The 21,398-nt window shown below is 61.3% G+C and carries 15 protein-coding genes; 2 read left to right on the top strand and 13 right to left on the bottom strand.

The window, feature by feature from the left end; translation table 11 throughout:
- Nucleotides 1–56: 56 nt before the first annotated feature.
- The gene (miaB, locus tag HMPREF2712_RS01730; RefSeq protein ID WP_049328025.1) at nt 57–1,571 is read right to left on the bottom strand and encodes a tRNA (N6-isopentenyl adenosine(37)-C2)-methylthiotransferase MiaB; all 1,515 of its coding nucleotides are present in this window, start codon (nt 1,569–1,571) and stop codon (nt 57–59) included.
- Nucleotides 1,572–1,606: 35 nt separating this feature from the next.
- Between miaB and HMPREF2712_RS01725 the strand changes: the two genes are divergently transcribed.
- Nucleotides 1,607–2,989 carry a hemin ABC transporter substrate-binding protein gene (locus HMPREF2712_RS01725; protein ID WP_070819101.1) on the top strand — a complete coding sequence of 461 codons (1,383 nt, stop codon included), beginning with the start codon at nt 1,607–1,609 and terminating at the stop codon, nt 2,987–2,989.
- Nucleotides 2,990–3,164: 175 nt separating this feature from the next.
- Here HMPREF2712_RS01725 and HMPREF2712_RS01720 read toward each other — a convergent pair whose 3' ends face one another.
- The 11 genes from HMPREF2712_RS01720 to dapB all read right to left on the bottom strand — a co-directional run bounded on the left by HMPREF2712_RS01720 (nt 3,165) and on the right by dapB (nt 17,513).
- Nucleotides 3,165–5,126, bottom strand: coding sequence for a regulatory protein RecX (locus HMPREF2712_RS01720; RefSeq protein WP_070819100.1), 1,962 nt, complete (start codon nt 5,124–5,126; stop codon nt 3,165–3,167).
- Nucleotides 5,127–5,350: 224 nt separating this feature from the next.
- The gene (gene recA, locus HMPREF2712_RS01715; RefSeq protein WP_005507111.1) at nt 5,351–6,454 is read right to left on the bottom strand and encodes a recombinase RecA; all 1,104 of its coding nucleotides are present in this window, start codon (nt 6,452–6,454) and stop codon (nt 5,351–5,353) included.
- Nucleotides 6,455–6,858: 404 nt separating this feature from the next.
- Complete coding sequence (locus HMPREF2712_RS01710) at nt 6,859–7,080, bottom strand: DUF3046 domain-containing protein (protein WP_005507110.1); 222 nt, start codon at nt 7,078–7,080, stop codon at nt 6,859–6,861.
- 145 nt (nt 7,081–7,225) lie between these two features.
- The gene (locus tag HMPREF2712_RS01705) at nt 7,226–7,633 is read right to left on the bottom strand and encodes a helix-turn-helix domain-containing protein (RefSeq protein ID WP_012903910.1); all 408 of its coding nucleotides are present in this window, start codon (nt 7,631–7,633) and stop codon (nt 7,226–7,228) included.
- A 251-nt stretch (nt 7,634–7,884) separates the two neighbouring features.
- Entirely contained in the window at nt 7,885–8,475 is a 591-nt protein-coding gene (locus tag HMPREF2712_RS01700; protein WP_070819099.1) for a CinA family protein, read from the bottom strand.
- A 103-nt stretch (nt 8,476–8,578) separates the two neighbouring features.
- The gene (gene pgsA, locus HMPREF2712_RS01695; protein ID WP_012903912.1) at nt 8,579–9,226 is read right to left on the bottom strand and encodes a CDP-diacylglycerol--glycerol-3-phosphate 3-phosphatidyltransferase; all 648 of its coding nucleotides are present in this window, start codon (nt 9,224–9,226) and stop codon (nt 8,579–8,581) included.
- A 200-nt stretch (nt 9,227–9,426) separates the two neighbouring features.
- Nucleotides 9,427–12,576, bottom strand: a complete 3,150-nt coding sequence (locus tag HMPREF2712_RS01690) for an FtsK/SpoIIIE family DNA translocase (protein WP_070819098.1) — start codon at nt 12,574–12,576, stop codon at nt 9,427–9,429.
- Between the two features lie 256 nt (nt 12,577–12,832).
- Entirely contained in the window at nt 12,833–14,548 is a 1,716-nt protein-coding gene (locus HMPREF2712_RS01685; RefSeq protein ID WP_070819097.1) for a ribonuclease J, read from the bottom strand.
- Between the two features lie 393 nt (nt 14,549–14,941).
- Nucleotides 14,942–15,877 carry a 4-hydroxy-tetrahydrodipicolinate synthase gene (gene dapA, locus HMPREF2712_RS01680; protein WP_070819096.1) on the bottom strand — a complete coding sequence of 312 codons (936 nt, stop codon included), beginning with the start codon at nt 15,875–15,877 and terminating at the stop codon, nt 14,942–14,944.
- 193 nt (nt 15,878–16,070) lie between these two features.
- A complete protein-coding gene (locus tag HMPREF2712_RS01675) occupies nt 16,071–16,733 on the bottom strand; it encodes a tetratricopeptide repeat protein (protein WP_049348889.1) in 663 nt (220 codons plus the stop codon).
- 9 nt (nt 16,734–16,742) lie between these two features.
- Complete coding sequence (gene dapB, locus HMPREF2712_RS01670) at nt 16,743–17,513, bottom strand: 4-hydroxy-tetrahydrodipicolinate reductase (protein WP_070507712.1); 771 nt, start codon at nt 17,511–17,513, stop codon at nt 16,743–16,745.
- Nucleotides 17,514–17,766: 253 nt separating this feature from the next.
- Here dapB and HMPREF2712_RS01665 point away from each other — a divergent pair, with 253 nt between their 5' ends.
- Nucleotides 17,767–19,713, top strand: coding sequence for an acyltransferase family protein (locus tag HMPREF2712_RS01665; RefSeq protein ID WP_070819095.1), 1,947 nt, complete (start codon nt 17,767–17,769; stop codon nt 19,711–19,713).
- Nucleotides 19,714–19,953: 240 nt separating this feature from the next.
- Here the strand turns inward: HMPREF2712_RS01665 and HMPREF2712_RS01660 are convergent, their stop codons facing one another.
- Complete coding sequence (locus HMPREF2712_RS01660; RefSeq protein ID WP_005507100.1) at nt 19,954–21,285, bottom strand: M16 family metallopeptidase; 1,332 nt, start codon at nt 21,283–21,285, stop codon at nt 19,954–19,956.
- Between the last annotated feature and the right edge of the window lie 113 nt (nt 21,286–21,398).

The following is a 21,398-nucleotide window of genomic DNA, read 5'->3' as shown; positions in this document are numbered from 1 at the left end:
CCACTCGCGGTGGCGGCAAGAGCCCGAAGAACAGGGCGCATGATTCGTTATAGGTTTTAGGGGCGCAGACCGATGGTCGGCATGCCCAGACCCACCGGCGCACCGGGCACCTGGGTGGTGCCGGTACCGCAAGAGTCAGCCTGGGAGCGGTCCCACGCGTCACCGGCGCGGGTGCGGCGCAGCTGGTACTGCTCGGCGGTCGGGTCAGAAATCAGGTGGAAGGAACCAGCCTCGGTAATGGGCACGGTGACCATGTCGCCGGGGCGGGGAGTCTCGCAACCCTCGGGTACCGAGAAGTGCACGAGGCGCTGGTCCGGGCCACGACCGGAGAGGCGGTGAGTCTGGTCGGCCTTACGACCAGCCTCTGCAACGACCATCAGCTCGACGGTCTTGCCGAGCTGCTTGCGGTTCTCCTCGCCGGCGATGCGGTCCTGCAGGGCAATCAGACGCTCGTAGCGTTCCTGCACGACCTCCTTCGGGATCTGGTTCTCCATGGTCGCCGCCGGGGTGCCGGGGCGGATCGAATACTGGAAGGTGAACGCGGAGGAGAAACGAGCCTGCTCCACAACCTTCAGGGTGTCCTGGAAGTCCTCTTCAGTCTCGCCGGGGAAGCCCACAATGATGTCGGTGGTAATCACGGCGTTCGGGATGCGCTCGCGCACCTTGTCCAGAATGTTCAGGAACTTCTTGGAACGGTAGGAGCGGCGCATATCCTTGAGCACCTTATCGGAGCCGGACTGCAGCGGCATGTGCAGTACGGGCATGACGTTCGGGGTCTCCGCCATCGCGTCAATCACGTCATCGGTGAACATTGCCGGGTGCGGGGAGGTGAAGCGTACACGCTCCAGGCCCTCAATCTCGCCGCAGGCACGCAGCAGCTTGGAGAATGCCTGGCGGTCGCCGAACTCCACACCGTAGGAGTTCACGTTCTGGCCCAGCAGGGTCACCTCGATAGCGCCGTCATCGACCAGCGCCTGAACCTCAGCGAGAATGTCGCCGGGGCGGCGGTCTTTCTCCTTACCGCGCAGAGACGGCACGATGCAGAAGGTGCAGGTGTTGTTACAGCCCACCGAGATGGACACCCAGCCGGAGTACACGTGGTCGCGCTTGGTCGGCAGGGTGGAGGGGAAAACTTCGAGGGATTCGAGCAGTTCTGCCTGCGCCTCGTGGTTGTGGCGGGCGCGCTCCAGTAGCGCCGGCAAGGAACCAATGTTGTGGGTACCGAACACGACGTCCACCCAGGGCGCCTTCTCAATGATGGCGTCCTGGTCCTTCTGCGCCAGGCAGCCGCCCACAGCGATCTGCATGCCCTTGTGGGCGCGCTTGACCGGCGCCAGCTGACCGAGGTTGCCGTACAGGCGGTTGGAAGCATTTTCGCGGACCGCGCAGGTGTTGAACACCACCAGGTCGGGCTGGGTGCCTTCCTCAGCGCGAACGTAGCCGTTAGCCTCCAGCAGGCCGGACATTCGTTCGGAGTCGTGCACGTTCATCTGGCAGCCGAAAGTGCGCACTTCGTAGGTGCGGGGGCTGGTTTCGGGGGTCTGGGCGGAATCGCTGAGGGTCGAAGTCATGCCCTATAGGGTATCCGATGGGGGATAATGGCTCTATGCAGGTTTCCCTTAGTAGCAACTTTCCGGCTCTGTCACCGAACGATTCTTCCGCCCCCGCCCCTGACGGGGAGCTTCTAAACACCCTCATCGAGGAGGCGATTGCCGCCTACTCCCCCGTGCCGCCTCAGGCGAGCGCTGATTCTGCCTCGATGCGTCAGACCCTGGTGCAACTGCTCAGCTGGGCGCATTCTTTGGGGCAGGTGGCTGGCCGCGCGGTGGAGCGCGTGCAGATTCTGGGCACCGGCATGCGTTCCGTTGTGGTGCGTGTGGCGTATGAGCCTGCCGCCGAGTCTGCGCAGTCTTTCGAGTCTACACAGTCTTTGCCGACCTCGATTATTGTGAAGCGTTACCGCCGTAAGGATTCGACGGTGAACGCGGGCGGTTTCGGGTACCTGCGTGAGTGCTACGGTTTGGAGGCGCTGAACCGGCAGGTTCCGGGTCTGTTCCCGCAGCTCTACGGCGCGGATTCTGAGCTGCGTGTGCTGGCTCTGGAGGATGTGAGCGCCGGAACCGTTGAGGGCGAGCAGTATTCGGTTGCCCACGCTCTGCTGGAGGGCACCGAACAGCAGGCGCTGGACGCGCTGAACTACTACATTGAGGCGTACCGTTCCCTTGCCGCCAGTGGCATTATGGGCGAGGCGGTCGAGGATTACCGCCTGAACCTGGCGCGTGCTGACCGCAAGGCGCAGTTCCCGGGCGCTATTGCCTCGCCGGGGTTGGCCGAGCGCGGTTTGAAGAAGCTGTGCGGTGTGGCTGATGAGGCGCGCACCCCCGAGCACGATGCTGACAGCCCGGCTTCCAGCCCAGCCGCACATGAGGACGCGCCCGTTCTTCCCGCCGCCGTTGAAGAGCTGTCCTTCCGTTTCCGCCGCGTTCTGCAACCTTTCTTTACCAAGCGCCCGCCGGTACCCGAGCAGTTCAAGCTCAACCGCGGCAGGGTGTATATGCTCTCTTCGGGCGATTTTTCGCCGCAGAATGTGCTGATCGGTTCGGCGGACGGCGCGCAGGTGCGCATGGTCGATGCGGAGGGCACCTGCCTGCACCACCGCGGCTTCCCCTTCGTTGAGGCGATGCTGGGATTCCCCTCCTCGCCGGAGTACCCGCGCTACCGGGTGGACCGCAAGAAGGCGCTGCCGGCGCTGTACTCTGCCCTCTTTGAGAACGCCCCGCTGGATGAGCACCTGGCGGAGGATTTGGCGGTGTGCACAGCGGTGACCGTGTGCGCCCTGTTGGAGCTGTACTCTTCTTCGGCGCGTTCCAATCTGTTGCCTCGTATTCGCCGTGAAGGTGCGCAGCTGATGCGACTGCTGCTTGAGATCGCCGGTTCTCAGGATGCGACCCTCGCCGAATTCGCGAACCGTCTGGGAGCCGCTGAATAAGCAGCAGAGTAAACAGCGAATATAGCCTTCGACAAGGCGTTTGATAAAGCTCAAAAACATAAGGGTGAACCCGCCACAGAGTGTGTCTGTAGCGGGCTCACCCTTTATAGTGCCTATTTTCTCGGTCACCCCGGCATGGGTCTATCCGTGCGTGCGGAATGTATTACTTCGCCCTCTACCAGAGCTCGTCCTCCGCACCGTAGGCGGCGAGTTCCTCACGAATCACCGACATCGACACCGAGGAGGAGTACCCGCGGCGAGCCAGCATCCCCAGCAGTCGGCGGGTCACCCTATCCTTTTCAGCGCGGTCGCTCAGATTCATGCCCGGGCGCAGCTTCTTACGCACCAGCTCGGCGGCGTCCTCACGTTCCTGCTCGTCGGTGCGCTGAGCCAGTGCATTCTCCGCCTCTTCACCGCGCACCCCGCGTTCAGCGAGCTCACGGCGCAGCGCGGCGCGGGAGAGCTTCTTGGTGCGGCTCTTCTGCGCCACAAAGCTTTGGGCGTATTCGGCATCGTCAATGAGTTTTGCAGCCTCGAACTTATCGAGCAGCGGCTCAATAAGCTCCGCGTCAAAGCCTTCTGCCTGTAGCTTCTTACGCAGCTGACCTCGGGTTTTTGCCGAGTACGCCAGTTGGTTGTACACGATAGTTTTAGCGCGCGTGTAGGGGTCGGTTTCTTCCGCGAATCGGGCGGCACGCACCTTCTGTTTCCAGGAAGGCACGTTGCTTTCCGACGGCGAGGAGGCATGTCTCATCTGAGAGCCGCCCGGTTGGGAGCCGTGTGTTCGAGAACCGCCCTTTGGAGATCCAGCCAAAGCGGCATGGCGCTTTCCGGTACCGACGCCCTGCGCCTCCTCCTCGGCAATACCGCGGATGAGCGCTTCTTCGGCGGGGGTGAGTTCTTCGTTCAAGCTACTTCCCTCCCTAAATAGGTTGCTCCCCGAGCCGCGGCCCGCAGGACTCTTGCGGGTTTCCTCGTCGTCACTTCGAGCCCCGAAGGCGGGCGCGTAGGGCGAACGGCTCCGCATTTTCTCTTGCTGCACCGCACTCATGCGGCGGAACCCGCGCTTGTAGTCGGTGTTCTTGGAGGCACGCGAAGACTTGCGTTTCTTCTGCTTAGCCCGCTGAGCGGCTTGCCTCTCGATCTCTTCCTTCTCTTCGGCAGTGAGCCCCGATCCGATGGATGCGGCACCCGCTCGACTCATGCGCCCCGCCGCCATAGGGCGCGGCTCGGCGCCGCCGGGGGTGAAGGCACGAGCGGGCGCTTCGTCAATGGAGACGGCGGGCAGGTTCGGGTCAACGAGCAGGCTGCGGCGCGGCGATTCGCCGTCTTCCTCAGAGCTACCACCTTCAGAACTGGCGGGCACAGCCTGCAGGGGCAGCTTGGGTACGCGGAACTCACCGGCGTAGTCGCAGCCGTTATCGCGGGCGATGCTTTCTTCAACAAAGCCGTGCGCGGCGGGGTGCCAGTCCGGGAACTCCTCAGCGGCTACCAAATCCGTGGTCCTGTTCCGCGCCCACTTTTTGGGTGCGTTTTCTGTGGCCGCTGACTTCTTCTTAGCCGCTAACTTCTTCTGAGGCGCGGGCTTTTCAGCCTGCCGCGCTTTCGGCTTGGGTTTCTGGGGTGCGGTTTCTTGGCCCCCACGCTGCTCCGCTATCGCTTCTGCGGGTGCCGCTTCGTCCGAGGGTACCCAATATTCCCCTGCATAATATTCCCCTGCGTACTCTGTTTCAGGGTACAAAGGCTCTGCCAGATACGGAGGTTCATCCTCGTAGGGAGGCTCGTCAGGGTATGGAGGCTCATCTTCATACGGGGGCTCTCCAACAATAGGAGGCGCAACAACAGGAGGTGTCTCCCAGTTGAGGGTGGGCTCCGCCAGGGCGGCGGGCGCCTCAAAATTGAGCGCCTCGAAGCCGCCTACCTCAACCGGCGGGGCGGTAGATTCAAACGAACCGGTAGCTTCAAAGGAAACAGGCGCAGAGAAAGTCGAGTCCTCGAAGGCAGGGTCATGGAAGGCTGACCCCTGCAGAGCTGAGGAGCCGAAGTGCGGTTCGGTCGCATCCAGCGCCGCAAAACCAGCGTCGCCGTCACGCGCGCTGTTTCGCTCGTGCTCTTCATGACCGTTCTGTTCCGTCATGTTCAGTTCCTCCTCTCCCCTGTGTTGGCTCGCTTGATGGCCCGTGCGCCGGGGTTGTACGGCGCTCCCCCATTGTAACGAGGCTTTATCTCGGCGCCCCCGATACTCCCCTTAATGCACGCCCGTTAATGCGCTTCCGTTAACGACAGATTGCCGTGCACCGTGCGGAATGCACAGCACACGGCAATCAGTCGTGGCGTTAGCAAGAAGCTACGCGGGCCGGTTTAGAACTCCTCAGCCAGCTCGTCCAGAGGGTCGTTGCCCTCGGACTCAGCGGCTGCCTGCTCGTCAGCTTCTTCCTCAATGATGCCCAGCTTCACCAGAACCTTGTACTGCAGTTCCTCGGTGAGCTCGGGGTTGTCCTTGAGCAGCTTACGAACGTTCTCGCGGCCCTGGCCCAGCTGCTCACCGTCGTAGGTGAACCATGCGCCGGACTTCTTGACGATGTCGTTCTCCACCGCCAGGTCCAGGATGCCGCCCTCAACGGAGATGCCCTCACCGTAGAGAATGTCGAACTCAGCCTGCTTGAAGGGCGGAGCCATCTTGTTCTTCACGATCTTGGCGCGGGTGCGGTTACCGATCGGGTTAGCGCCGTCCTTGAGGGTCTCAATGCGGCGGATGTCGATACGGACCGAAGCGTAGAACTTCAGCGCCTTACCACCGGTGGTGGTTTCGGGAGAGCCGAAGAAGACACCAATCTTCTCACGCAGCTGGTTGATGAAGATTGCGGTGGTGCCGGTTGCGGAGAGGCGGCCGGTAATCTTACGTAGAGCCTGGCTCATGAGGCGAGCCTGCAGACCCACGTGGGAGTCACCCATGTCGCCTTCAATTTCGGCGCGGGGTACCAGCGCTGCAACGGAGTCGACGACCACGATATCAACGGCGCCGGAACCAACCAGCATGTCCATGATTTCCAGTGCCTGCTCACCGGTGTCGGGCTGAGAGACCAGCAGCTGGTCGATGTCCACGCCCAGCTTAGCCGCGTAGATCGGGTCCAGGGCGTGCTCGGCGTCGATGAACGCTGCCACGCCGCCTGCCTTCTGAACGTTCGCTACAGCGTGCAGTGCAACGGTGGTCTTACCGGAGGACTCGGGACCGTAAATCTCGATGACGCGGCCACGGGGCAGACCGCCAATACCCAGCGCGGCGTCCAGAGCGATAGCGCCGGTGGAGATAACCTCGGTCTTGGTGATTTCCTTATCGCCCAGGCGCATGACTGCACCCTTGCCGTAGTTCTTGTCGATCTGTGCCATCACGGCTTCAAGTGCCTTGGCGCGACCCTCTTCGGGAACGCGAGCTACGCTCTGAGACTTGGTGTTCTTAGCCACGGTAGTACCTCGTTCTTTGTGTTGTCAGTGGTTGACGGGAGTAATGTTTCTTCGGAATCGGTGGGACTCGTAATCGAGACCTTGAAGGTTTTGGCCTACCGGTTCCTTCTGAGACTACTCTAGGGTCACAGCCTGACAGGATAAGGCCATTTTTTAAAATCTGTGGAAAACTTTGAAGATTTTTCCGAAAAATTCCTGATGTGGAAAAGTCTAGCACGAATCGAACAAAATTACGACCCAGTTTCGAATAAATCGGATAGGGTTTCGGCATATATTTTCGAAAAACCCCGGAATCTCGGCTAATTATTCGAAAATACCTCCCGCGCAGGCGCTAACACTCGAACAAATGCCAGGGAATAGACGGTAGGCACCGCACAGGTGCTAGAACACGCCAGGCTCACTACCTAGCGCAACGGCTCTTTATCGGGACCCAGGCGGCGCTCCTGCGGAATCTCCTGCTCCTCACAGATCGCAAGCCACACGTCCTTCGGGTTAACGCCCTGATCTAGCGCCTCCGCAGCGGTCACATGACCCAACGAACCCAGCACCAAATCACGCGCCAGCACCGGAGCATACCCGGCGCCGAACTCATACTCCATGCACGCCCAAAATTCGCTCAGCTTCACAAGCGCTCCTTCCGCTTCACCGCTAGTTTGCTTCATAATTCGTCACATCGCCCGGTAATAAACCGAGAATAAGCGATGCCGCACACCCACCTTACGGGGATGCACGGCATCGCTTCACGTTTAGCACGGCATGTGCCGCCTCGCGTTACTTCGAGAGAATGTAGTAATCGCTCTTGTACTGCTCAGACATCTCAGCCGGAACAGTATCCGGAATCTGAACGCCCTCGAGAACCGCCATACGGTCGGCAACCTCACGCAGCATCTGGGACATCGGAATGTCCAGAGCCTGGCAAATCCATGCCAGCAGTTCGGAGGAAGCTTCCTTCTGACCGCGCTCAACTTCGCTCAGGTAACCGAGGGAAACACGGGCACGCTGGGAAACCTCGCGCAGGGTGCGACCCTGACGCTGGCGAACGTCGCGAAGGACCTCACCGATTGCCTGTCGCAGGGGAACAACCTTAGCTTCCTCAACGACCGGGGCGGCCTGTCGGGGGGTCTCCTCGATTTCCTTCCACTTAGTAATGCCATTAATCGATACGCGCTGCTTAGCCATGAGCTTCTATATCACTTTCCTGAGTAGGTATTCCCGACCTGCGGGACTGTCCAGAGTTAAGCCTAACTGATTTTTGAGGCGCGGGCTAGGAGCCCCGCCATTTTCGTCTTCTTCTTACGGCTTGTATCTATTCAAACAGGCGAACCTATGCCTTTATTCCTGTGGAGCTGAAAGAACCCTGTGAATATATTTGAACCGTAAATTTTTCTCAGGTAGGCGCCGCACAGCCCTACCCAGTCCAGCACAGTACGCTACGCCAGCTCGTTCTTGAGAACCCCACCGGCACCGCCGCGCACCGCACGCGCCAGCAAAGCAATCGCATCCGCGCTCGCCGCCGCACGAATCTGCGCCCGATCCCCCGAATAGTGGCGCTCAAACACCTCAGAACCGCCAGGGGAACACACACCGATATAGACCGTACCCACCGGCTGACCATCCGCAGGATCAGGACCGGCAACACCCGTGGTCGACACCGCATAATCGGCACCGCACACACGCGCCGCACCGACCGCCATCTGCACCGCCACCGCAGGATGCACCGCACCCTCACGCGCCAGTAGCTGAGCGTCCACACCCAGCACCTGAGACTTCACCTCGTAGGCGTACGAAATCACGCCGCCACGGTAATACGCGGATGCGCCCGGCACCGTACAAATCGCGCCGCCAACATCCCCGCCGGTCAGCGACTCAGCCGTCGCCACCTGCACCGGGCCCTCCTGGGAGGCGCGCAATTGCACCGCATCACGTAGCAACAGCGCCGCCGCCTCCGGGGTGCCGGAGAAAACCTCAGCGGAGGAAAGCTCAAGGGACAGAGCATCTTCAAGTATGAGGGGAACAACCATTATTCTCTCCTTTCAGCGGCGAACCGCCGCTCAAAACCTCACGCGGCACACAACGCGCCGCAGGTACAGCGAAGGGGAGTAGCACACGCCACTCCCCTCGCCTCTAATGACCGCCGCCCTGGGAGGCCTGAGCCTGCAACCAGTTACGACGCAAAATATACGCATCACGCACATACACCAGGCCGGTCCACACGGTAATCGCGGTAACCGCGCCCATCAGAACCCAACCGGGAATCAGCCAGCCAAGACCCAGCTGGCCCAGCGGCAGAAGCATCAGCACCAGCGCAACCGTCTGCAGCACAGTCTTAATCTTGCCGCCCTTACTAGCAGCCATCACACCGTACTTAATGACGAACAGGCGCATGATCGTAATGCCCCACTCACGCAGCAGAATCACAATCGTGACCCACCACCACAGCTCACCCAGCGCCGACAGCACAATAAACGCCGCGCCGGTGAGGAACTTATCGGCAATCGGGTCAGCAATCTTACCGAAGCTCGTAATCAGGTTACGCGAGCGTGCCAGGTAGCCGTCCGCCCAGTCCGTGAGCATGGCAAGAATGAAAATAATCCACGCGAGCCAGCGGTGCGTCGGATCAGCGGCACCAAAAGTACCGCCCGCAACCAGGGCAACGATAAAGAAAGGAACCGCAATAATACGCAGAACCGTCAACACATTCGGCACGTTCCAGTTCGAAGGCTTCGCTGTGCTGACCGCACCGGCGGATGCGGAATTGCGAGCTTCACTCATAACGGCTCCTTACGGGTAGATGGCTTTCGACGGTGAGAGACCGCGTACGCACCGACACCTAAACGTATCGGGGATACGCAAACACCCCGTACCGTCCATTATACGTGTGCCGTAGCAGACATCACAGGGACGATACGGGGTGTATGTCGCGCACTCACTCAGCCGAGTGGACTCAGCCGAATGGATAGGGCGCTGAAAGGCTAGCGGCCGGTCAGCTGCCAGGCGTCCTCCGAGCCCTCATCATCGGGCTCATCGAAATAGTCGGTGACCGGCTCGCCCGGGTCCACCGCGTTCGCGTACGGGTCGACAGCCGGAGGCTCCTCACCGCGAATACGAGCCAGGGTCGCCTGCAGGTCATCCGGGCGGATGAGTACCTCACGTGCCTTCGAGCCCTCCGAGGGGCCCACCACACCCTGCGACTCCAGCAGGTCCATGATGCGGCCAGCCTTCGCGAAGCCCATGCGCAGCTTACGCTGCAGCATCGAGGTCGAACCGAACTGGGTCGTAATCACAATCTCCGCCGCCTGCAGCAAATCGTCGAGGTCATCGCCGATTTCCTCATCAATCTGCTTCTTCGCGGCAGAGACCATCACGTCCTCACGGTAGATGGTCGGCGCCTGCTTCTTCACGTGCTCAACCACGGCGTGAATCTCAGACTCAGACACCCACGCACCCTGAACACGCATCGGCTTCGAAGCACCCATCGGCAGGAAGAGCGCATCACCCTGACCAATCAGCTTCTCAGCGCCGGGCTGATCCAGCACCACGCGAGAATCAGTGACCGAGGAGGTCGCAAACGCCATACGAGACGGAACGTTCGCCTTAATCAGACCGGTCACCACATCCACCGAAGGACGCTGGGTTGCCAGCACCAGGTGAATACCCGCCGCACGTGCCAGCTGGGTAATACGAACAATCGCCTCTTCCACGTCACGCGGGGCGACCATCATCAGGTCGGCAAGCTCGTCAACAATCACCAGCAGGTACGGGTACTCGTGCACCGTGCGCTTGCTACCGGGATCGGGCTGAATCTTACCCTCACGCACCGCCTTGTTGAAGTCGTCCACGTGCTTGTAGCCGTAGTGGGCGAGGTCATCGTAGCGGGCGTCCATCTCACGAACTACCCACTGCAGGGCCTCAGCGGCCTTCTTCGGGTTCGTAATGATGGGCGTAATCAGGTGCGGAATACCCTCATAGGCGGTCAGCTCCACACGCTTCGGGTCAACCATCACCAGGCGCACCTGGTCGGGAGTTGCACGCATCAGAATCGAGGTGATCATCGAGTTCACGAACGAAGACTTACCGGCACCGGTCGCACCCGCGACCAGCATATGCGGCATCTTCGCGAGGTTCGCCAGCACGAAGCCGCCCTCAACGTCCTTACCCACACCCATGACCATCGGGTGCTGGTTTGCGTGAGCCTGCGGGGAACGCAGCACGTCACCCAGGGCAACGGTCTCACGGTCCGTATTCGGAATCTCAATACCGATCGCGGACTTACCCGGAATCGGGGACAGAATACGAACGTCCGGGCTTGCCACAGCGTACGCAATGTTCTTGCTCAGCGCGGTCACACGCTCCACCTTCGTGGCGGGGCCCAGCTCAATCTCGTAGCGGGTCACGGTCGGGCCGCGCGAGAAGCCGGTGACCTGCGCATCCACCTTGAACTGCTCCAGCACGTTCGTCAGAGCCTCAACCACGTGCTCGTTGACCTCGGAGGATTCCTTAGCGGGCGGGCCAGAAACCAGCATCTCCTCAGAGGGCAGCACGTACGCGCCACGGGAGGATTGCACAACCTGCTCGCCGCGCGCCTGCTCGGTGGTCGCCACCTGAGTATTGTTCTGTAGCGGGCGGGATACGCCAGCCTCGGGCACTCGCGAAGCCGCGGGAGCCGCGTTCTTCGGGTGAGCACCGGGCGAGTGCATGCGGGTCGGAATCGGAGGCTGAGCCGCGGGTGCGGCAGACTGCGCAGAGTTCACCACCTGGTGAGGCTTGGTCTGCGGTGCAGCTTCCTCAGCGGCGCCGAAGCCGTCGTACGCCTCAACGTCAAAGAGGGGCTCTTCACCCGGGATGCGGTTCACGCGGCCGTTCGCCACGGCGGCGCGCTGCACCTGGTCCAGGCGGGCGGCGGGTGCATCCGACGCCTCAACGTCGAAGAGGTCCGGGCTGCTCGAATAAGCACTACCCTGAGCAGCAGCACCCTGCGCGGCCGGCGCCTGGTTAAGGCGACCGGGCAGGCGGGACAGGCGGTTCGGCTTAGCCGCCGGGCGCGTCTGCTGAGCGGATCCCTGCGCAGAATCCTGTGCAGAGTCCTCCGGCTGTACCGGCATCTGCGTGGTCTCCGGGTGGGTCTCATCCACCACGGCGCTCACGAATGCTTCATCACCGGCGTACTCATCCAGGGAAGAATCGGTCGACGCAGCGGGAGCAATACCCAACCAGCCGCGCAGACGAGCGAACAGGCCACCAGACTTCTGAGCCGTACGTGCCGGCTTCTCATCCTCGTACAGGTAGCTGCGGTCATGCTCCTCAGCGTTCAGGTCCACGGTCTGAGTCGCATCCGAAGGGCTATCCTTCGCGGAGGTTCGAGTCGTGCCGTTCGGCTTCTCCCCCAGAGCCAGACCGACCAGGTGCAAAGTACGCGGCACCACCTGACGAATCGGGGTGTTCGTCAGAACCATCAGACCGGCAATACCCAGTAGCAGGTGAATCAGAATCTCAACGAACGCAATATGGCCGCTCACCCGCACGATGGGGGTGCCCAGCAGCACGCCAGCCACGCCACCACCAGCCCAGACGGCGTCAAAACCATCCGCGAACGTCGGGTGACCCGCATGGCGAGCAAAGAACAGGGAGGTCGCCACCAGGATGATGAAGGAGCCCAACGCCACGCGGTTATTACGTTTAATCAGGTCGGGCCCACGGAAAACACACCACGCCATAATGAGGCAGAGCACCGGGACTAGCAGGGCGCCCTGACCGAAAATACCGCCCAGCATGGTGTGCCAGGCGTCCAGGGGCGCACGCAACAAACCGAGGGAGGTGTGGGCACGCCAGTTGTACCACTCCACCCCGGCGCTAATCAGGCCGAACAGCAGGATGGTGAGCGCGCCGCCGTCACGGCGGTCTTCGGACGCAAGGTCGGTGCGCATCGCGCCAATGGAGCGGAAGAGCCCACCGATAGCGTGAGCGATGCTCAGCCAGACGGAGGAGATAGCGCCCGCTACAGGGTTCGCCGCGTTGGCACCGCGCTGGGCACCGCCTCGGGAGGTGGTGCGCTTGCGGGTGGTCTTCTTAGTGTTTGCTTTAGTAGAGGTCGTGTTACGACCCTTCGTGGTCCGTGGAGCCATACCTTTTAGGGTATCAACCTTCCCGTTAATGTACCGATTCTTTCGTTATCAGTGAGCTAAAAAGTGTGCCCCGCCCTGTGTCTGTGAGGGCATTGATAGGGCGCTGATGAGGCGCTTCTCCCCTACCGCGTTCGCATTCGCGCAGCTTTCGCCCAGCTTTCGCGCAGACGTTCGGCAGATACACAGCAGGCGGGGCCGACACAACGGATCGACCCCGCCTTTTCGCTATGACAGGCGACTAGCCTCGCGCAGAGTATTAGTTCTTCGCAGCCTTCGAGGTGTTCTCAACAACCACGGGAACAATCATGGGCTTGCGGCGCAGACGGCGAGAAATCCAGGCACCGATGGTGCGGCGCACAATCTGCTGCAGCTGCTGCACGGTGTGCACCTTCTCGGGTGCGCGGTGCAGAGCATCCTCCAGGGCGGCGGTAATCTTCGGAACAATCTCGTCGAATACCGCGTCGTCCTCCGCGATACCGCGAGCGTGAATATCCGGGCCGGTCACCACGCGCTTGGTTGCGCGGTCCACGACGGTCACGATGGACACGAAGCCCTCTTCGCCCAGGATGCGGCGGTCCTTCAGGTCGCTCTCGGTGACCTCACCGACGGAGCGGCCGTCAACGTACAGGTACTCGCAGGGAACCTCGCCCACCACGGACGCCACGCCATCGCGCAGATCCACGACGGTGCCGGACTCGCAGAGCAGCACGTTCTTCTTCGGAACGCCGGTCTCCATCGCCAGGTCACCGCTAGCGATCAGGTGGCGAACCTCGCCGTGAACCGGCATAACGTTCTTCGGCTTGAGAATGTTGTAGCAGTACAGCAGCTCACCCGCGGCAGCGTGACCGGAAACGTGAACCTTCGCGTTGCCCTTGTGCACCACGTTAGCGCCCAGCTTCATGAGGGCGTTAATGATGCGGAAGACGCTGGTCTCGTTACCGGGAATCAGCGAGGAGGCGAGCACCACGGTGTCGCCGGGCTCAATCTGAATCTTGTGGTCACCGTTCGCCATGCGCGACAGTGCCGCCATCGGCTCACCCTGCGAACCGGTGCACATCATCACGATCTGGTCGGGGCGGTAGTCGTCAACCTTCTTCAGGTCCACCAGCACGTTAGCGGGGACCTTCAGGTAGCCCAGCTTCTCGGCAATGGTCATGTTACGCACCATGGAGCGGCCCACGAGCACGACCTTGCGGCCACGCTCAGCGGCTGCGTCCAGCACCTGCTGCACGCGGTGAACGTGCGAGGAGAAGGACGCCACAATGATGCGGCCGCTTGCGTCACGGAAAACGTTCGACAGCACCGGACCGATGTGCTTCTCGGTCGGGGTGAAGCCGGGAACCTCAGCGTTGGTGGAGTCCGGCAGGAACAGGTCCACGCCCTCCTCGCCCAGGCGAGCAAAGTGGCGCAGGTCGGTGATGCGGCCATCCAGCGGCAGCTGGTCCATCTTGAAGTCACCGGTGTGCAGAACCTTACCCGCCTTGGTGCGGATGTAGACAGCCAGCGCATCCGGAATCGAGTGGTTCACAGCAACGAACTCGCACTCGAACGGACCAAAACGCTCCACCTGGTGCTCCTTCACCGCGAGGGTGTAGGGCTTGATGCGGTGCTCGGCGAGCTTCGCCTCAACCAGTGCCAGGGTCAGTTCGGAACCGACCAGGGGGATGTCGGGGCGGCGGCGCAGCAGGTAGGGAACAGCGCCGATGTGGTCCTCGTGGCCGTGGGTCAGCACCATGGCAACCACGTCGTCCAGACGCTCGACAATGTAGCTGAAGTCGGGCAGGATCAGGTCCACGCCGGGCTGGGACTCTTCGGGGAAGAGCACGCCGCAGTCAACAATCAGCAGCTTGCCGTTGATTTCGTACACGGTCATGTTACGACCGACTTCGCCCAGGCCGCCCAGGGGCACCACGCGCAGGGTGTCCTTCTTCAGGCGGGGCGGGAGGGGAAGATTCGCTTCAAAGACGCTCATCGTGTGTCTCCTCTTTCTTCTATGTTTTCTTGTGATGTCTGTGATTCGTAGGCGACGCTTCGTACCGCAAGCACTCCAGCCGGTTCGGCTCTCACATGCCGAGGAGGTGGGGTGCTGCCGGTGCGTCCAAATCACCGAAAGTATTCAAAAGTATTGGGGGGGGCGTAGTGCTCGGGTGCCTCTACCTAAGCTGGGCCCCTGTCTGAGTGGGTGGTCGAATCATCGACGGTAAACCGCGGCAATACGCCAGAGCGGACCCCTCACCTAGTGTTAGGTGTGGAGTCCGCATCCGTTGGCTACATCATGCGCCCCGAAGTCGGGGTGTAACGGTAGCCGAAGTCCTCTATATATACGCGCTCTGCACGATAAGTTGTGCAGGTTCTGCGTTAAAGTTTAGGCGTTCTTCAGGGTGTGAGCGATGCTCGAGGAGAGCAGGTCAGCTCGCATAGCCTGGGCAACCTCCGGCTCGGAGAGTACGTGCGGCAGGCGAACGACGGGCTGATCCAGCACACCCTGCCAGGAAAGAATTTCCTTGGCGGCAACGCAACCGGGGGCACGGCCCATGGTTGCTCGGACAATCGGAGTCAGTTCCAGGTGAAGACGCTGAGCCTCCACCAGGTCCTGTGCAACGACAGCATCAATCAGGGCACGGAAGAGTGCGGGTGCCACGTGTGCGGTCACCGAAACGAGGCCGACGGCGCCCATTGCCATCCAGGGAAGGGTCAGTCCGTCGTCGCCGCTGTAGTAGTGCAGGTCGGTGGTTGCCATGACTTCGGTTGCGGCACCGAAGTCTGCCTTGGCGTCTTTCACCGCTACAATACTATCAATTTCTGCAAGACGACGGTAGGTTTCGGGTGCGATGGGGATGCCCGCACGACCCGGAATATCGTAAAGCATGACGGGGGTCTCAGTTGCCTGCGCAACGGTCGCAAAATGGGCGTAGACACCCGGCTGAGTCGGCTTGTTGTAATAGGGGGTCACAACCAGCAGGCCGTCCACACCAATCTTTTCGGCACGGTGCGCCAGCTCAATAGTATGCGCCGTATCGTTCGAACCAACACCGGCAATAATCTTCGCGCGAGAACCGACGGTATCCTTCACAATCTGGAAGACGCGCTCGTTCTCGTCATCGGTCATGGTGGAGTATTCACCGGTGGTACCGCAGACCACCAGACCATCGTGGCCGTTCTCCACAAGGTAGTTCGCCAGGTCTGCGACCTGCTTTTCATCAACGGAGCCGTCCTTCGCGAAGGGGGTCACCATTGCGGTCAGGAGGCGACCGAAGACGGGTTCAACAAAAGTACCGGGGTTCGAAAGGTTCTCAGACATATGTCTAGAGTACGCCCGAAATGCAGATTTTTCCGTTAGAACGCATAAGTTTTCATGCGTGTTCTACTATTCGGACTCTTTCAAACCCGCGGTACTTCCACGAGAGCCTATGAAACCGGGCACATAGCCTCGGCGTTATCAGTCTCATACCGAAAATAAATGTGGCATTGACTAGGGATCGCAGGGTCAGAGCCTAACGCATGCCCTTCGCCTGACCGCCCGAACGCAACGCCCACGCGTTGCGCATCGCCGCACGGGCACGCTTGCGTTCACCACCGGCATCGTACATGCACGCCAGGTTGAACCACGCCTTCCAGTTCTCGGGGTCCTGCTCAACCGCCGCCGCAAAGCCTTCAAACTCCACCGCCGCCGCCTCACGGTCCACACGACCGGAGGGGGTGCGCGGCAGGGTATCCTCCGCCAGCTCACCCGAAGCAGCCAACTCCTGAGCCATACGCTGAATACGAGCACCGAAAAGCACCTCACGCACCAGCGCCCACGCACCCAGAATCGGCAGCAAAATCATACCCGCGCCAAGCACAATGCCAGCCACCGAACCGGAGGTGAGCATCACGAACCCCTGCTGCGCAATGTGTACCAGGTACAGGGTCAGCAGCGCGCAAGTCAGTGCCGCGAAGGTCTTACCCCAGCCGCCGGCATCCACCGTCACAAAGACGGCACTAAAAATCAGCACGCCCAGGATAGAGGCACGCGCCGCCAGAGGCAGCGGCAGAATCAGCACGGTCAGCACCATCAGCACGCAGGCGCAGACAGTCCACAAACGTAGCGAAGTCCACCAGGGGCTACGAGCCTCGGAAGATACCGGCGAGGTGTCGGGTGAAGTCTGTTCAGACAATATTCTCTCCTAGGACAAATCCATGTAGGCGTCCAAGCCCACGCTCAAACCCGGATGCGCCGCCACCTCACGCACACCCAACAGCACGCCGGGCATGAAGGAGACACGGTCAAAGGAATCGTGACGAATCACGAGCTGCTGACCGGGATCGCCCAGCAGAATCTCCTGATGCGCCACCATGCCGCGCAGACGCACCGCGTGTACGTGAATATCGTCGACCACGGCACCGCGCGAGCCCAAAGGATCGGAGGTGGTGGCGTCCGGGCTTGCACCCACACCAGCCTCCGCGCGGGCGGCAGCCACCTTGCGGGCGGTGTGCACAGCGGTACCGGAGGGGGCATCTACCTTATTCGGGTGGTGAATTTCAATAATCTCTACAGACTCGAAGTAGCGTGCCGCCTTCGCCGCGAACTCGGTGGCGAGAATCGAACCAATCGCGAAGTTCGGGGCGATGAGCACACCCACCTCGGGGTGCTCTACCAGCAGCTCGCGCAGGGAGTCCAGGCGTTCGGGGGTCCAACCGGTCGTACCAACCACCGCGTGCATACCGTGCTCCACCGCGAAACGCACATTCGCCTCGCTGGATTCGGGAACTGTCAGGTCAATAACAATCTCTGCGCCGGCATCGACCAGCTCCTGCAGGTCATCGCCACGGCCCAGTGCCGCCACCAGGTCCATGTCTGCGGAGGTGTTGACGGCGCGCACCGCCTCAGAGCCCATGCGGCCTGCGGCACCGAGTACCGCTACCTTCCAGATTTTTTCGTCGCCCTCGTGGGCCATCTTCTCTCCTCCGTAGCTTTTGTGCACCCCGACTATGGGGCAGACGCTGTGACGTACAGCCTCTATTATCCCCCGTGTGGGCGCGGTGCACGCCATCGCACACGCTGGGTGAGATACCCCGCGGAACCTCAGCGGTCTAAAAAGCGAAGTAATCTAACCGTCATACAAGCCGTTTAATACGCTATCTAAAGTTAGCAACCATATAATTAGGAAGTATTTCTATAATTTCCATCCTACGGAGTGCTTTGACAGTATGAAGTCCCTCTTTACCTCCTCCGTGCGTCCAGATGAGGCTAACCGGCGTTATATTCTGCCGGGTCTGGACGGTCTGCGAGCAATCGCTGTGCTCCTCGTGATGGTGTACCATTTCTGGCCCACCGTACTACCCGGCGGCATGATCGGCGTGGATATTTTCTTCGTCATCTCCGGTTTCCTGATTACCTCCCTGCTTCTGCGTGAAGGTGCTCTCACCGGCAAAATTGCCCTGGGCAACTTCTGGATTCGCCGTGCCCGCCGATTGCTTCCCGCCATTACCCTGCTGATTCTGGTCATGGGACCGGTCAGCCTGCTCATTGGCGGCGATATTCAGGTGAACCTCGGCCGACAGCTCGCCGGTGCGGCGACCTTCTCGTCCAACTGGATTTCCATTTTTGCCGGTAATGACTACTTCGCGCAGACCTCCCCGGAGCTCTTCACAAACTTCTGGTCCCTGGCAGTGGAAGAACAGTTCTACGTGGTGTGGCCGCTGCTCATTGTTGCTGCTGGCCTGCTGCTGCGCCGCCGCTGGCGTCGTTTTAGCGTGGTCATGGTGCTGGGCATTATTGCGTCACTGAGCGTTGCTACCGCTCTTCTGATGTCCGGCGCGCCCATCAGCCGCGTCTACTACGGCACCGACACGCACCTCTACGGCCTGCTCCTCGGCGCCTTGCTGGCGTTCGCGCGCCCCTGGTCGCTGTACCCGCCGCTGCAGCAGTCCGTACTGTACCGCGTAGCCCAGCCCTTCGGTCTGGTCGCGTTCGCCCGCGTCATGATTAGCTGGTTGTCCCTGTTCGCGCTGATTCCCTACGCGATTCTGGTTCCCGAGTCGGCACCCGGCGCGATTCCCTGGGGTCTGTTCGGCGCCTCCCTGCTGGCGCTGGGCGTGATTCAGGGTATGCTCCCCGATATGCTCGCTGGTGCCTCCGAGATGCTGCGCCGCCTGCTGAACTTCGCTCCCCTGCGCTGGGTGGGCGAACGTTCCTATGGCCTGTACCTGTGGCACTGGCCGCTCGCCGTGGTCATGCACTACCTGCTGGGTGCGGACCGTTCCCCGCTGGTGAACGTGGGTGTTCTGGTGGCGACCTTCGCCATTGCGGAGATGTCGTACCGCTGGGTTGAGACCCCGATTCGCCGCTACGGTTTCCGCGGTAGCGCTAATCGCGTGGTGGCGGCTTTCCAGTCTTCACGCACTAAGTTCCTGCCGGTTTCGGTGGCTCTTGCCGTTGTTGTGGCGGCTGCTTCGACCGGTCTGGCGGTGCACACCGCTCCGGCGATGACTACCGCGCAGCAGTCCGTTGAGGACGGCAAGCGTGCCGCCGCTGAACGCCTGAAGGCTCGTCAGGAGGCGCAGGCTGCGAGCGCATCGGCAAGCCCGAGCGCTGCGGGTAAGGACGCGAAGGCTTCGGCAAGCCCCTCGGCATCGAAGGCTGCAACCGGTTCGGTTGACTCTTCGCAGGTGACCATTGTGGGTGACTCCATTGTGGTGGCGGTATCCCCCGAGCTGTACGACAAGATGCCCGAAGCAACTATTGACGCGCAGGAAGCACGCACCATCGCTAAGGCCCTGCCGATTATTAAATCCATGGGTGCCAACGGTCAGATTCGTAAGACCTTCGTGCTATCGGTGACCGCTAACTCGACCATTCTGGACGGTCAGCTCGACGAGGTTCTGGCGGCTATGCCTGCCGATTCTAAGCTGGTGCTGGTCACCGGTTACGGCCCGCGCAACCTGACTTGGATTGACTACTCGAACGGTAAGATTCGTGAGTTTGCGGCTCAGCATTCTGATCGCGTGATTATTGCGGATTGGAACTCTGCGATCCGCCAGGCTCTGCAAACTCAGAGCGGTCTGCTGGCCTCTGACGGCGTTCACCCGGAGGCTGCCGGTCAGGAACTCTACGCCCAGGTGCTGATGGAAGCTATTGCCAAGGCACAGAAGTAGTAGCTCTCAGCAGTAGCTCTCAAAGGTAGCTTTTCGGGTGCTGCCGCTCATGCTGAGCGTCAAGAGTATGGGCGGCAGAGCCCCCGGAAGCACTTCTTGGAGGCATCTCTTTGACTTGGAGGCATCTCTTCGATAGGTGCCGATACATACAAAATGCCCGTTCCCTCCCCCGATTTGGTGGGGTGTGGGAACGGGCGTTTTTATGCCTTATCAGCGTTGTGCGTTAGGGATGTTCAGGGGTTAGCGCACGATGGTGGTAATCATCTGCTGCTGCCCCAGGTACGCCGCCAGGTCGCGAACCTCCTCCAGGGAGACCGCGCGGATCTTCTCCAGCAGCTCATCGGTGCTGGTGAACAGTCCCGAATCCAGCTCGGCGCGGCCCAGGCGGGACATGCGCGAGCCCGAATCCTCGCTACCGAGCACGGTGGAGCCAGCCAGCTGGCCGCGGACCTTCGTCAGCTCCTCCTCGGTAATACCGGCGGTGGCGAGCTTATCGAACTCGTAGCCCATGACCTCGCGCACCTGCTCGGTCTTAGCGGGCAGGCAGCCCGCGTACATGCCGAAGTAGCCGGCATCCGAGTACGCGCCGGAGAACGCGAACGTGCTGTAGGCCAGGCCCCGCTTCTCGCGAATCTCCTGGAACAGGCGCGAGGACATACCCGCACCGAATGCACTGGTCAGCACGCTCATCGCGTAGCGGCGGTCGTCACCGGCGATAATGCTCGGGCAGCCCATCACAATGTTGGTCTGTTCGAAGCCCTTCTCCACCTCACGCAGCTCGCTCAGCGGAACAATGCCGCTGTCGGTGCGTACGCGACGCGGTGCCGGTGCCACGCCCTCCTGCAGGTTCCAGCCGTAGCGGGTCAGCGCCTCCAGCACGAGGCGGACCATGGTGCTGTGCTCCAGCGAACCGGCGGCAGAAATGACCAGGCGGTCCGGGGTGTAGTAGCGCTTGTAGTGCTCCCACACGGCGTCACGCGGCACCTCGGTAATCTCCTGCGGGGTACCGCCGATGGGGCGGCCCAGCGGGTTCTCACCCATGAGCTGCTCCACGAAGTTCTCGAAAGCAACGTCGGTCGGGTCGTCCTGGTCCATGGCGATCTCTTCGAGGATTACGCCGCGTTCCTGCTCCAGGTGAGCCGGATCCAGCAGGGCGTTGGTAACCATGTCGGTGATGACGTCCACCGCCATGGGCGCGTCATCGTCGAGCACGCGCGCGTAGTAGCAGGTGTGCTCCTTAGCGGTCAGGGCGTTGGATTCGCCGCCTACCGCGTCGAAGGAGGATGCGATGTCCAGGGCGGTGCGGGTGCCGGTGCCCTTGAACAGCAGGTGCTCCAGGAAGTGGGTGGAGCCGAGCATGCCGGGGGCTTCGTCGCGCGAGCCGACTCCCACCCAGAATCCGATGGATACGCCGCGGGTACCGGGCATTTTTTCGGTAATCACGCGTACGCCTCCGGGCAGGATGGAGCGGCGCACCTCGTTACCGCCTACACCCTCGTAGATGAGGCGGCCGTGCTCGTAGTTGAGCTCTTCGGCGATGGCCTCAAGCTCGACGGGCAGGGAAATAGACATAGAGAGAAGAACCTTTCAACAGGTACGTCTGAAGGTAAGCATTCCCGCCCCACTACCTGTAGGCAGTCCCACAGTTGGTGGGGCGGGTGAGCATCAAAAGATGCAGGGCAAGC

This window comes from Rothia sp. HMSC064F07 (assembly GCF_001837265.1).
GTDB lineage: Bacteria > Actinomycetota > Actinomycetes > Actinomycetales > Micrococcaceae > Rothia > Rothia mucilaginosa.
Note: the sequence above shows the minus strand (reverse complement) of the source record. Positions and strands in the feature narration are given on the sequence as shown.

Excerpts from the sequence above, each read along its gene's own strand:
- miaB (WP_049328025.1), bottom strand. The coding sequence starts at position 1,571 with ATGACTTCGACCCTCAGCGATTCCGCCCAGACCCCCGAAACCAGCCCC.
- HMPREF2712_RS01725 (WP_070819101.1), top strand. The coding sequence starts at position 1,607 with ATGCAGGTTTCCCTTAGTAGCAACTTTCCGGCTCTGTCACCGAACGAT.
- HMPREF2712_RS01720 (WP_070819100.1), bottom strand. The coding sequence starts at position 5,126 with ATGACGGAACAGAACGGTCATGAAGAGCACGAGCGAAACAGCGCGCGT.
- HMPREF2712_RS01705 (WP_012903910.1), bottom strand. The coding sequence starts at position 7,633 with ATGGCTAAGCAGCGCGTATCGATTAATGGCATTACTAAGTGGAAGGAA.
- HMPREF2712_RS01700 (WP_070819099.1), bottom strand. The coding sequence starts at position 8,475 with ATGGTTGTTCCCCTCATACTTGAAGATGCTCTGTCCCTTGAGCTTTCC.
- pgsA (WP_012903912.1), bottom strand. The coding sequence starts at position 9,226 with ATGAGTGAAGCTCGCAATTCCGCATCCGCCGGTGCGGTCAGCACAGCG.
- HMPREF2712_RS01690 (WP_070819098.1), bottom strand. The coding sequence starts at position 12,576 with ATGGCTCCACGGACCACGAAGGGTCGTAACACGACCTCTACTAAAGCA.
- HMPREF2712_RS01685 (WP_070819097.1), bottom strand. The coding sequence starts at position 14,548 with ATGAGCGTCTTTGAAGCGAATCTTCCCCTCCCGCCCCGCCTGAAGAAG.
- dapA (WP_070819096.1), bottom strand. The coding sequence starts at position 15,877 with ATGTCTGAGAACCTTTCGAACCCCGGTACTTTTGTTGAACCCGTCTTC.
- dapB (WP_070507712.1), bottom strand. The coding sequence starts at position 17,513 with ATGGCCCACGAGGGCGACGAAAAAATCTGGAAGGTAGCGGTACTCGGT.
- HMPREF2712_RS01665 (WP_070819095.1), top strand. The coding sequence starts at position 17,767 with ATGAAGTCCCTCTTTACCTCCTCCGTGCGTCCAGATGAGGCTAACCGG.
- HMPREF2712_RS01660 (WP_005507100.1), bottom strand. The coding sequence starts at position 21,285 with ATGTCTATTTCCCTGCCCGTCGAGCTTGAGGCCATCGCCGAAGAGCTC.